At 36.2% G+C, this 11,948-nt stretch carries 12 protein-coding genes; 7 read left to right on the top strand and 5 right to left on the bottom strand.

The genetic code is table 11. The annotated features are described in order from the left end of the window. Positions 1-73: 73 nt before the first annotated feature. From atpB to HCX49_RS13075, 4 genes are all read right to left on the bottom strand, one after another. A complete protein-coding gene (gene atpB / locus HCX49_RS13090) occupies positions 74-1,135 on the bottom strand; it encodes a F0F1 ATP synthase subunit A (RefSeq protein ID WP_132770388.1) in 1,062 nt (353 codons plus the stop codon). Positions 1,136-1,204: 69 nt separating this feature from the next. After that, positions 1,205-2,185 carry a deoxyhypusine synthase family protein gene (locus HCX49_RS13085; protein ID WP_132770389.1) on the bottom strand — a complete coding sequence of 327 codons (981 nt, stop codon included), beginning with the start codon at positions 2,183-2,185 and terminating at the stop codon, positions 1,205-1,207. 253 nt (positions 2,186-2,438) lie between these two features. Next, entirely contained in the window at positions 2,439-2,999 is a 561-nt protein-coding gene (locus tag HCX49_RS13080) for a Crp/Fnr family transcriptional regulator (protein WP_132770391.1), read from the bottom strand. Between the two features lie 159 nt (positions 3,000-3,158). After that, positions 3,159-4,313 (bottom strand): 2-isopropylmalate synthase, encoded by a 1,155-nt coding sequence (locus HCX49_RS13075; protein ID WP_132770393.1) that lies wholly within the window; start codon positions 4,311-4,313, stop codon positions 3,159-3,161. Between the two features lie 75 nt (positions 4,314-4,388). Between HCX49_RS13075 and HCX49_RS13070 the strand changes: the two genes are divergently transcribed. The 5 genes from HCX49_RS13070 (at position 4,389) to HCX49_RS13050 (ending at position 9,374) form a co-directional block, all read left to right on the top strand. Beyond that, a complete protein-coding gene (locus HCX49_RS13070; protein WP_132770394.1) occupies positions 4,389-5,177 on the top strand; it encodes a helix-turn-helix domain-containing protein in 789 nt (262 codons plus the stop codon). Between the two features lie 242 nt (positions 5,178-5,419). After that, positions 5,420-5,983 carry an AraC family transcriptional regulator gene (locus tag HCX49_RS13065; RefSeq protein WP_132770396.1) on the top strand — a complete coding sequence of 188 codons (564 nt, stop codon included), beginning with the start codon at positions 5,420-5,422 and terminating at the stop codon, positions 5,981-5,983. Between the two features lie 85 nt (positions 5,984-6,068). Next, entirely contained in the window at positions 6,069-8,483 is a 2,415-nt protein-coding gene (locus HCX49_RS13060) for a heavy metal translocating P-type ATPase (protein WP_132770398.1), read from the top strand. Between the two features lie 43 nt (positions 8,484-8,526). Beyond that, a complete protein-coding gene (locus HCX49_RS13055; protein WP_132770399.1) occupies positions 8,527-8,907 on the top strand; it encodes a hypothetical protein in 381 nt (126 codons plus the stop codon). Positions 8,908-9,128: 221 nt separating this feature from the next. Next, complete coding sequence (locus HCX49_RS13050) at positions 9,129-9,374, top strand: heavy-metal-associated domain-containing protein (protein ID WP_168127324.1); 246 nt, start codon at positions 9,129-9,131, stop codon at positions 9,372-9,374. A 148-nt stretch (positions 9,375-9,522) separates the two neighbouring features. On the opposite strand, the gene HCX49_RS13045 is transcribed toward HCX49_RS13050, so the two are convergent. Next, entirely contained in the window at positions 9,523-9,789 is a 267-nt protein-coding gene (locus tag HCX49_RS13045; protein WP_132841837.1) for a transposase, read from the bottom strand. A gap of 224 nt (positions 9,790-10,013) precedes the next feature. Between HCX49_RS13045 and HCX49_RS13040 the strand changes: the two genes are divergently transcribed. Together HCX49_RS13040 and HCX49_RS13035 are read left to right on the top strand one after the other, a co-directional pair. Beyond that, positions 10,014-10,598, top strand: a complete 585-nt coding sequence (locus tag HCX49_RS13040; RefSeq protein ID WP_021191689.1) for a helix-turn-helix domain-containing protein — start codon at positions 10,014-10,016, stop codon at positions 10,596-10,598. 265 nt (positions 10,599-10,863) lie between these two features. Further along, the gene (locus tag HCX49_RS13035; protein WP_168127323.1) at positions 10,864-11,934 is read left to right on the top strand and encodes an efflux RND transporter periplasmic adaptor subunit; all 1,071 of its coding nucleotides are present in this window, start codon (positions 10,864-10,866) and stop codon (positions 11,932-11,934) included. Positions 11,935-11,948 lie beyond the last annotated feature (14 nt).

Raw genomic sequence — 11,948 nt, 5'->3', positions numbered from 1 at the left:
TCCTTTGTTATGAGCGGTACGAAGTTGTTAGGAAAAAAAATATGTCTAAGCTGAAGTTAGCCCCCGTCAAGAATTAATGATGCTCATCCTCTTGCACCGCCAGTCCAATAAAAAGAGAGGAAAGCATTGTAAAGATATAAGCTTGTAAAAATGCCGCCAATAACTTGATAATAAACAAAAAGGACGTCAGTAAAAGTGAAACAACAATACTTCCCCCCAATGTCAATTGATTATTCAATAAGTAAATAATTGCAATAAGCCCCATAATAACAGTGTGACCAGCTACATTATTGGCGAACAGTCGGATCATTAAGGAGAAAGCTTTGGTAAAAATTCCGATAACCTCAATCGGCATCAATGCGATACGAAAAGGAATTGGAACACCTGGCATCCAGAAAATATGCTTCCAATAACTCCTAGATGCCTTCATATTGGTAATGATTAAAGTAAATAAAGCCAAACATAATGTCACCGTAATATTTCCAGTAACATTAAAACCTAAAGGAGTTAACCCAATCAGATTTAAAATCCATATTAAAAAGAAAACAGAAAGAAGATAAGGCAAAAACTCCTGATATCTAGAGCCGATATTAGGCTTAGCCATTTCATCGCGCACATAGATAATAAGAGGCTCTAACACTCGTCCAAATCCCTGTGGCAACTTATTTTTCCGGTATGATCTTGCCAATGCTATAAACATAAAAAACATTAAACCAGCAGTCAAAATCAAACCAACAACATTTTTTGTCATAGACAAATCGATCGGTTTTACAAATTTATTAGCTTCAACTAGCTTATCGCCATTCCCATCAGTTCGATAAATTTTATTATGATCTATACGATAAAACTTATCCCCGATCTTGACAGGACCATCCGTATGGATAAACCTAGATGATGAAAATATGTTAATACCCTCATCTATTAATATCACTGGCAAAGGAAATCCATAAGTGAGGTTATTCTCTTCGTCTTTAAACAACGAAAAATAATAGTCATCCTCCAGATGGTGCTGTATGAAGCGATCTATATTTTCCTTTTGAGAACTCTTTGCATCCGAAGCATTCCCCTTTGATACAGACACAAACAGTGTGAAAAGAAACAAACAGAACCATCTCAGATTTTTGATATCATGCATTATTCAATTATTAAAAATTTTAGATTTATGGTGTGCATCACGAGATGCACACCATAATGAAGAAATATGTTATCGATTTAAAAGATAGGCAAAGATCAAAGGAGCAACTATTGTTGCATCGGACTCAATAACATAACTAGGAGTATCCACGTCCAGTTTACCCCAGGTTATTTTTTCATTCGGGATACATCCGGAATACGAACCAAACGAAGTAGTTGAATCTGTGATCTGACAATAATATCGCCACTTTTTAATATTTTCCATTTCAAGATCCTGCTCCAGCATTGGCGCTACACACATCGCAAAGTCGCCCGCAATTCCACCTCCAATTTGAAAGAAACCGATACCTTGATCAATAGCATGCTTCGCATAGTAGTCAGCTAACCAGACCATATATTCAATACCGCTCTTAACCGTTGATGATTTTAATTCATTTTTTATAACATAGGAAGCAAAGATATTTCCCATAGTCGAATCCTCCCATCCTGGGACCACAATCGGTAGATTCTTTTCCGCTGCGGCAAGCATCCAGGAGTTTTTAGGATCAATTTCATATACATCCTTAAGAACACCACTTAATAAAAGTTTATACATATACTCATGCGGAAAAAATCTTTCACCAGCTTGCTCAGCATCTTTCCAGATTTTCTCAATATGAACCTGTATTTTCCGGAATGCCTCCTCTTCCGGTATACAAGTATCCGTCACGCGGTTATATTTACTTTTAAGAAGATCTAACTCATCTTGAGGAGTTAAGTCCCTATAATTTGGAATTCTTTTATAATGCGAGTGTGCAACCAAATTCATAATATCTTCCTCGAGGTTAGCACCCGTACAGCTTATGATCGCGATTTTATCCTGTCGAATCATTTCTGCCAATGAAATTCCCAGCTCAGCAGTACTCATTGCTCCGGCTAATGAAACCAACATTTTACCCCCCTGCTCCAAATGAGCTTCATAACCTTTCGCTGCGTCAACCAGACTCGCCGCATTAAAATGTAAAAAATTAGCTTCAAGAAACTGCCTAACCGATCCTATCGTTTTTTCCATATCTGAATTTTGTTTATTTAGCAAATCATATTTAATATGGGTGTAAAATTGATAAATCAAAAACAGATAAAAATTTACATATGTTAAATAATACCTACATACAAATAAGTTCTTTCTTAATGAATCCAGCAGTACCAGACCTCCGAACTAAAATAACAAAAAGGTTTTCAGCCAATTGGATGAAAACCCTTTTATAATTACTCCTTGCAGCAAATAAAACGTTCATTATTAAATGCGTTATAATAATATTGCCCTAACTTTTTTTTCTGATCCTACTTAGCGTAACTTGCGTTATCCCCAGGTAAGAGGCCAAATATTTCAATTGTATCCGACGCAATAAACTCGGATTTTTACTCACCAACAACTCATACCTTTCTTTTGCAGATTGTATCTCCCGGGATATCAATTTATTTTCAACTTTTATCAATTCCTTTTCAGCAAGTTTTCGACCCCAATTAGAAATGTAAATATCTTCGTTAAATAAATGTTTTACTGCTTTTATCTCAAGTTCATAAAGTTGACAAGGTTCCATTAATTCTATAAATTCATAACTCCTTTCATTTTCAGCATAGCTTTTCATGGAAAGAATAGTTTCACCTTCCTCACCGAACCAAAAAGTACGTTGTAAACCTTCATGCTCAGCATAAGCTCGAACAATTCCCTTTTTGATAAAATATATCGACTTTTCGATTTTATTAGCTTTAATAATAATATGCCCCTTTGGAAAATGAACTTCTCGAATTAATAGCAGCAACTTCGAAATCGATTCTTCAGGCAATGGATAAATTTCCACTAATATCTTCTTAAGATCCATACTTACTCATTTATAATCAATTCAATTTTATACATCTATTGTAATCAACCTATCATGCGGAGTACAAAATTGACCAAAAGCATTGATTATAAATTTTACATATGTTAAAAAATGATCCTATCATATGCTATGAAGAATCAGGAAATTCAATGCGTCAGCTTATCCCTTATTAATATCACGACATAAATCCACTAGATCAGCATCAGTTACAATAGATTTAGTATCCGCTAACCGCAAAAAACAGTCATAATACAACTCAAATTCCTTTTCTACAAATTGTATATCTAGCGTTTGCATCCTATTTTTCAATGCAGCTCTACCGCTTCGGGCTGTCAGTATAAGATCCGGTAACTCGAAACCGATCATCGCAGGATCGATTATTTCATAATTGCTTCTGTCCTTCAGTACACCATCTTGATGAATTCCCGAAGAATGCGCAAATGCATTTCTCCCAACAATAGCCTTATTCGCCTGAACATCATTCGACATAGCCCTCTCGACCATTTTACTCAACTTACTAATATAGATCGGATTCACAGTCGTATACACTGGCAGATCTTTGATCATAAGCGTCATAATGATTTCCTCCAAAGCGGCATTTCCAGCTCTTTCACCAACACCATTTACAGTGCCTTCCGCTTGGCTAGCGCCAGCCAGCAGACCTGCGATCGTATTTGCAGTTGCCATTCCCAGATCATTATGGCAATGGACAGAGATTTTAGCTTTATGAATATTCGGAACAGTGTCAATCACAAATTTTATCTTTTCATAATATTCAAATGGTGTGCAAAATCCATTTGTATCTGGTAAATTAACAACCTTTGCTCCCGCATCAATTACATTTTCAACCATTTTTGCTAAGAATAAATTATCAGCTCTACCAGCATCCTCAGCAAAAAATTGCACCTCTTCAATTTTTTTTGACGCATACCTCACCATTTTAAATGCTACGGCTAAAATTTCATCTCTGGTACTATTAAATTTATTTTTAATATGAATATCCGAAGTCCCGATACCAAGTTGCACACGAGGGCACACTGCATTTTTGAGGGCATCAACCGCAATGTCAATATCCAGTTCACGAGCTCTTGCCAATGCGCACACTTTAGCATTTTTAATTAATTTTGAAACTTCCTGTACGGCTTTAAAATCGGCAGGAGAACTCACAGGGAAACCGGCTTCTATAATATCAACACCGAGAAATTCAAGCTGTTCGGCTATTTCCAGTTTTGATTGAAGAGTCAGCAAGCACCCAGGTCCCTGCTCGCCATCGCGAAGAGTTGTATCGAAAATATCTATTTTTTTCTTATTCATCCTATTTCTTTTTCCCAAAAATAAAGACAGATTTTATTTTGTTATATTTGAAAATAGAGCAATACTTATCTAATTATGCCAAAAGCTTATATATCAACACTAGATTGTACAAAAGTTATTGAAGATGGAAATATTGAGATCCGGTATTTTGGTCAATTTAATACCGAGATACATGATCATGAAAAAGCACAGCTGATCTCCCCCGAAATGAGCGCCGTATATCTCTACTCGGAAAAGGGAAGTTTTTGTATCCCTGCCCGCCACTACGCTTATGTTGACGCACATATCAAACATAAATTAATATCAAGATCGCCCAATTTAAAACTCAAGACGATCTTTCTTGATTTGAATAAGGAACACTACCCTATTGCACATTGGGGAAATATCGCTATTTTCTCTCCATCAAACTTACTTGATAATCTTCTAGCCTTTGGCGTTCAACATTGGTCCGATAAAGAAATGAAAGAAGTTGGGTTAGCGTCTTTAAAAAAAATGTTATCATATATATTAGTCAGCCCCCTAAAACTTCATGCACAACCACCAAAATCCGAGTCACTCCTAAAAGTTGTTGAATATATTACGCAATCAATCAGTGAACAGATTACAATAACATCCTTATCCAAACACGTAAATATTCCCGAGCGGACATTGTCAAGACAATTTAAAAAAGAAACAGATATAACCATTTTTCAGTTTATAAAATTAAGCCGTATGCAGCTCGCATTAGAATTATTAGAAGATCAATCACTGCATATTAGTGAAATTGTTTACAGAATCGGTTACGACAGTATTCCGACTTTTTCAAACCTATTCAAAGAATTAATAGGAATCAGCCCTCAGAAATATCGGCAAACCTTCCTCTAACTCTAAAAACTTATCCTAGAAAGACAGAATACCCCTAACCGATTCTTATCAAAGAGGAAGTTTAACGAACAATGCATATGTCGATTAGGGGTCGCAGTATGATACCCATTAATCCTTTATAAACAACAAGCATATGCAATTAGGAATAGCGTCAAATTTTTAAAAAATTGATGACCTATAAATATTAATTGTACATTTACCTGTTCGATTTCATACATTATTTTAGCATATAAAGAAAAGATATGGCAACACTATATATAAAAAACATGGTATGCGACCGCTGTATCATGGTGGTACAGAGTGAATTAAAAAAACTTGACATTCAGACAGAAAATGTGACCCTTGGAAAAGTGGCTTTGAAGCAAGAATTATCGGACGATCAAATTAAAATGCTGAATGAAAATCTATTAGCAAGAGGATTTGAAGTCATTGACGATAAAAAAAGTCAAATCATTGAGGGTATCAAAAACGTTATTATTGAGTTGGTACATTACCAAGACAGTGAAACAAAAAATAACCTATCCGATATTTTGAGCAATAAGTTACAACATGATTATAATTATCTTTCAAACCTATTCTCAGAAGTTGAAAGCACGACGATCGAAAAATACTTTATTGCCCAAAAGATTGAAAAAGTCAAAGAACTGTTAGGATACGACGAATTGTCTTTAAGCGAAATTGCTGACAGCCTTAACTATTCCAGTGTTGCATACTTAAGCAACCAGTTCAAAAAAGTAACAGGGCTTACACCAAGTCAGTTCAAGCAGATCAAAGAAGACAAAAGAACACCGTTGGACGAGGTGTAAATCTTACAACTCTTTTCCATTAAAGTGCAATACCCAAAACCTTAATTGTTCTCAACTTTGTATCATAAAATAAAAGATACAAAATATGGCAACGAATAATAGGCAACCAATATTCCTTCCTTTAGAAGATGTAGACAGCGAACATTGTGCTTTGATTATAGATAAAGGATTAGCACAGGTCAAAGGTATTGAAAGCCACAAAGTAGAGCTAAACAATCGACGTGCAACGATAACGGTCAATGATACCGATACCGTGACGGCGGCTGTTAAAGCCATCCAGGATTTAGGTTATGGCGTTACTACTGTAAAACAATCCTTTCCTGTCCTTAATATGACCTGTGCGTCTTGTGCCATCAGTGCAGAAAGCGGTGTTAAATATGCTGACGGCGTCGTCAATGCAGCTGTCAATTTTGCTACAGCAAGACTATCCGTAGAGTATCTTCCCAATATGACCAACCCATTAGCGCTCCAAAAAGCAGTGCAGTCCATCGGATTCGATTTACTCATTGAAGACGAAGCCAAAGAACAGGAGACGTTAGAGGCAATACATGAAAAGAAATTCCGTACACTAAAAAATAAAACCATTTGGGCGATCCTACTTTCACTTCCTGTAGTGACTATCGGTATGTTTTTTATGGATATGCCCTATGGCAATGAAATCATGTGGTTTTTTGCCACACCAGTTGTCCTATGGTTAGGTAAAGATTTTTATATCAATGCATGGAAACAAGCAAAACACCGTTCGGCCAATATGGACACCCTAGTAGCCTTAAGCACAGGTATAGCCTATATATTCAGTGTATTCAATATGATTGCACCCGACTTCTGGCATGCAAGAGGATTACACGCACACGTTTACTTTGAAGCTGCTGCCGTGGTCATCGCATTTATTCTCTTAGGAAAACTACTTGAAGAAAAAGCGAAAGGAAACACCTCGTCGGCTATAAAAAAACTGATGGGATTACAACCTAAAACAGTGATGGTGATACAATCTGACGGTACTGAGAAACAAACAGCAATTGAAGATGTAAATGCAGGCGATGTTATATTAGTAAAGCCGGGAGAAAAAATTGCTGTAGACGGTATAGTAAAATCAGGTAATTCGTATGTGGATGAAAGCATGCTAAGTGGAGAACCTGTTCCTGTGTTGAAAATCGAAAATGAGAAAGTATTTGCAGGAACCATCAATCAGAAGGGAAGTTTCCAATTTACCGCGGTCAAAGTTGGTAAGGAAACAATGCTTGCTCAAATCATCAGAATGGTTCAGGATGCACAAGGAAGCAAAGCTCCTGTACAAAAACTTGTCGATAAAATCGCAGGTATCTTCGTTCCCGTAGTTATTGGCATTGCGCTTATCACTTTTGTGTTATGGATTGTATTAGGTGGAGAAAGCGGTTTAGTACAGGGTCTTCTGGCTGCAGTAACAGTATTAGTGATTGCATGTCCATGTGCTTTGGGATTAGCTACACCTACCGCAATTATGGTCGGTGTTGGTAAGGGAGCAGAAAATGGAATTTTGATTAAAGATGCTGAAAGTCTTGAATTAGCAAAAAAAGTAAATGCGATTGTTTTAGATAAAACTGGAACCATCACTGAAGGAAAACCACAGGTTACCGGTATCAAATGGTTAAATGAGGATGAAACAGTAAAGCAGATTTTATTCAGTTTAGAAAAACAGTCTGAACACCCTTTAGCTGAAGCAGTCGTTAAACATATGGCAGGTACAGCTCCCGTTTCACTAAGCACATTTGAAAGTATAACAGGCAAAGGTGCAAAAGCAGGTTACAATAATGAAAATTATTGGGCAGGTAATAGAAAATTACTCCTTGAAAACAACATCATAATTGCAGATGAACTGCGGCTTCAGGCCGATAAATGGAGTGAACAATCTAAAACGGTCATCTGGTTTGCAGATAGTACACAAGCATTGGCAGTGTTAGCAATCTCAGATAAAATTAAAGAAACCTCTATTGCAGCTATTAAACAATTGCAACGGATGGGTATCGAATTGTATATGCTCACAGGAGATAATGAAGCAACCGCAAAAGCCATCGCACAGCAGACCGGTATAGCGAACTACAAGGCCGAAGTACTACCGCAACATAAAGCTGATTTTGTAAAAAAACTACAACAAGAAGGTAAAACAGTAGCAATGGTAGGCGATGGTATTAATGACAGTACCGCACTAGCTACGGCAGATGTCAGTATTGCCATGGGTAAGGGAAGTGATATAGCAATGGATGTCGCCAAAATGACTATTATTTCATCCGACTTGTCAAAAATCTCACAGGCTATACGTCTTTCGAAACAGACTGTAGCAACAATTAAGCAAAACCTGTTCTGGGCATTTATCTATAATCTTATCGGCATTCCCATTGCTGCAGGAATTCTTTTTCCGATCAATGGTTTCTTGCTCAATCCCATGTTTGCTGGAGCAGCAATGGCCCTAAGCAGTGTAAGTGTGGTAAGCAATAGCTTGCGGTTAAAATGGAAAAAATAACCCAATAAGAGCTAGAAGATGATAAACTATTAATCGTAACAATATGAAAATAAACAAATTTATAATAGCGATACTGACCTTGGCAATTGCATTTTTATCAGCTTGTGCCAGCGATAACACAAGTGCAAAAAAAGGACATGATCATCAAGATGGAGATACTCCCAATCATACGGAAGTTGCTCAGAATAATGGGGCAACAAAAAGAGTAAACAAGTACGAAAATGAACTCGGTCACGCACTTGATAAAAATGGTAATTTTATTACAGGTTGTCCATCACATAAGGAGATGATCGGTATAGAAGGAGACCAATGTCCGAAATGCGGCTATATGACCATGCTTCCTATTACATGGTCTTTGGAAGGGATCGATACGATAAGAGTAACGAATCTTCCCGGCTACACACCTATTGCAAAAAAACAGTAACTATAATTTCGACTTTAAATAAAAAGCACAATATTTAAATCGGCGGTTCCATCATTAAGGGCCGCCTTTTCTATTGAACCACCTTCATCAATTACAGAGAACAGTCTCGACTTCGACACAATACACCATTCCATCAGTAAATATCGCAAATCAAATAGGAAAAAGTGTAATATAGGATTCAATAACTATCCGGTAATTTGCTATATCAAAATTAGTTAAAAATGAAAAAAATAGAATTGAGTATACCAGACATGCAGAGTGCTCATTGCCAAACAAGAGTGAACAGTGCTGTGCAAGGTATCGCAGGCATTACAATCGAAAAAATTGAAAGTGGCAAGTTGTTCATCAACTATGAAGATGACAATGAAAAAAAGGAGGTAATTGAAACGATTGAAAAAGCGGGTTATAAAGTCGCTGATAACATCACACAAGACTCAAATTGCGCAACAGGTTGTTGTGGCAATTAAAAGATTTTAAATCTCAGGGATACCTTAAAACACAATAAAGTATCCCTGAAATTATGTTTAGATTATAGCTGATTAATAATAACACCCTGTTTACACCTACTTTATTGAACACTTTTTCCCGACAGATACTACTTATCGGATATTTCATTTAGAAATCCTCTTTTAATACATCTTTCAGTTTACGATATTGCAAACTTAAATCAGCATACATCGTTTTCAACCTATAATTTTCGTCATGTAGATCTATAAACTCTTTCAAGATATCTGTCCCTAAGTCCTTATATTTTTTCTTCAGTTCAAAAATATTTGTCCCTGATACACCATATTTAGCAAACAGCTCCGAACCACTTTTTCCTGATTCATAATCTTTAAGCACATTTAAAATTTGATCTTCCGTATTTTGTCTATTTTTCATTTTTTTTGCGTTTTTACTTCATACAAAAATCTGCATGATTGATCGTAAATTATTGCTGCTTTTACTTGTTTAGTTTGTAATTTTTAATGCTAATAAATTTGTCGATTATTTTCATGATTCTTAAAATTTCATAAAATAAACAAGAAATAACGTAATATTTTATTACTGATAAAAACGCAATTTTGATCACATAACACAATCAATATTAAACATTTATTTTATCCATGAAACTATTAATCAAAGGAATGGTGTGCGATAGGTGCATATACATTCTGTCAGAAGAATTACCAAAGCTTGGTCTGGAGATTTCCGACATACGCTTAGGTGAAGTAATTCTAAAAGTAAGGGATAAAATCCTTGAAGAGCAAGTTATCAAAACCATGTTGCAGAAGTATGGTTTTGATTTACTATATAACAAAGATCAGAGACTCATCTCGCAGATTAAAAGCGCTGTAGAAAAAGGCATTCAAAAACAATTAGACACTGGCGAACGCATTAAATTCTCAACACTTATCCGCGACGAATTACGTAAAGATTATGATTCATTAAGTGCACTATTCTCATCCTCAGAAGGATGGACACTTGAAAAATTCATTATCTCAAGGAAGATAGAGAAAGTAAAAGAACTGTTATTTTATACACAACTCTCCTTATCTGAAATTGCCTATAGTCTAGGGTACAGTAGTCCTGCACACCTGTCAAACCAGTTGAAGAAATACACAGGTTTTACATCTTCCCATTATAAAAGAATGAAACGCAATAAACTAGCAATTATAGAAGAGCAATCAAAAAATAAAAACCAAGTTTAGAAAACTGCTAAAGAAAATTAGCGGTAATAGACCGCATTAATTAATTCAAATATTTATTCGAACTCCTGTTTATATACATAAACAGGAGTTCCTATTTTTTGCCAAGATGTTAAGCGATTCCACTCACGCCATTCAGCAAAAAACGATATAAAACATCAAAATAAATATCATAACTCTTATCTGTAATTCTGTAAAAGTACGGTCGCATTTGTATCTAATTTTGGCAATGAAATTTAATCGATTGTTAAAAATAAAACATCAAAACATGTTATACAAATACACAATACAAAGATTAGGAATTTTAATTCCCATACTAAGCATCTTACTTGTTTCTTGTGAAAATAAACAAGAAAAAACGTCAGAAAAAGCACCAACACCATCCGCAGATGCCAGTAAATTACCCGTAGATATCATCATCGCACAGGAAGAGCAACTCGATCAAAAAGAAGCCGTCGTCGGCACCATGATGCCTTATCGAGAAGTTTCCATAGTTGGCGAGCTCCCTCAGAAGATTACTCAGGTATCTTTTAAAGACGGTAGTTATATCAGTCAAGGAACCGTACTTTACAAACTCAATGATGCCGATATCAGATCCCGTTTGAAACAAGTAGGTGCCGAATTGAATCTCGCTAAATTGAATAAAGAAAGACTTGGCAATCTATTAAAAACCGAAACCGTAAAACCGCAAGAATATGATGAGGCCGTTATGCGATTCGAATCTTTAAACGCACTAGAACAGCTGCTTCGAGTAGATTTAGAAAAGACCATAATCCGGGCGCCATTCTCCGGGAAAATTGGTATTTCAAAAGTACATCTCGGAGCCTATGTATCTCCCGGAGAGACACTCGTGACCTTACAGGATCAAAGCGCTATTAAGATCAACTTCTCTGTCCCAGAAAAATACTTACCATTAATAAAGACAGGAAGCAAAATTAAGTTTACATCCGAATTATCCGATACCGAATATTTCGCTACAATAACAGCTACAGAACCAGGGCTTGAAGCACAAAGCAGAAGCTTACAGGTACAAGCAATAACAAATAATGCTGACGGACAATTCCGGGCAGGTCTATCGGCTAAAGTGTACTTCCAAGTAAATAATCAAGGTGCAAAAGGAATAACAGTTCCAACTGAGGCTTTAGCACCAGGTGAAAAAGGCTATGCTGTTTTTGTTATCAAAAATGGGGTTGCAAAACCAATGGCAGTCACCGTAAGTAACAGAACAGAAAAGGACGCAATCATAACGTCTGGTATCATGCCAAACGACAGCATCATTGTTTCCAATATGCTGCGCTTAGGAGACGGTACCCCTGTAAAAGCAGTCCTGTCAAATTAATTAATTTCAAATCT

The sequence above is a fragment of the Sphingobacterium sp. B16(2022) genome (assembly GCF_012030425.1).
In the GTDB taxonomy this organism is placed as follows: Bacteria; Bacteroidota; Bacteroidia; order Sphingobacteriales; family Sphingobacteriaceae; genus Sphingobacterium; species Sphingobacterium anhuiense.
This window is presented reverse-complemented; position numbering and strand designations above follow the sequence as displayed.

Bases quoted from the DNA above. Each gene is read 5' to 3' on its own strand.
- atpB (WP_132770388.1), bottom strand. From the start codon at position 1,135: ATGCATGATATCAAAAATCTGAGATGGTTCTGTTTGTTTCTTTTCACA.
- HCX49_RS13085 (WP_132770389.1), bottom strand. From the start codon at position 2,185: ATGGAAAAAACGATAGGATCGGTTAGGCAGTTTCTTGAAGCTAATTTT.
- HCX49_RS13080 (WP_132770391.1), bottom strand. From the start codon at position 2,999: ATGGATCTTAAGAAGATATTAGTGGAAATTTATCCATTGCCTGAAGAA.
- HCX49_RS13075 (WP_132770393.1), bottom strand. From the start codon at position 4,313: ATGAATAAGAAAAAAATAGATATTTTCGATACAACTCTTCGCGATGGC.
- HCX49_RS13070 (WP_132770394.1), top strand. From the start codon at position 4,389: ATGCCAAAAGCTTATATATCAACACTAGATTGTACAAAAGTTATTGAA.
- HCX49_RS13065 (WP_132770396.1), top strand. From the start codon at position 5,420: ATGGCAACACTATATATAAAAAACATGGTATGCGACCGCTGTATCATG.
- HCX49_RS13060 (WP_132770398.1), top strand. From the start codon at position 6,069: ATGGCAACGAATAATAGGCAACCAATATTCCTTCCTTTAGAAGATGTA.
- HCX49_RS13055 (WP_132770399.1), top strand. From the start codon at position 8,527: ATGAAAATAAACAAATTTATAATAGCGATACTGACCTTGGCAATTGCA.
- HCX49_RS13050 (WP_168127324.1), top strand. From the start codon at position 9,129: ATGAAAAAAATAGAATTGAGTATACCAGACATGCAGAGTGCTCATTGC.
- HCX49_RS13045 (WP_132841837.1), bottom strand. From the start codon at position 9,789: ATGAAAAATAGACAAAATACGGAAGATCAAATTTTAAATGTGCTTAAA.
- HCX49_RS13040 (WP_021191689.1), top strand. From the start codon at position 10,014: ATGAAACTATTAATCAAAGGAATGGTGTGCGATAGGTGCATATACATT.
- HCX49_RS13035 (WP_168127323.1), top strand. From the start codon at position 10,864: ATGTTATACAAATACACAATACAAAGATTAGGAATTTTAATTCCCATA.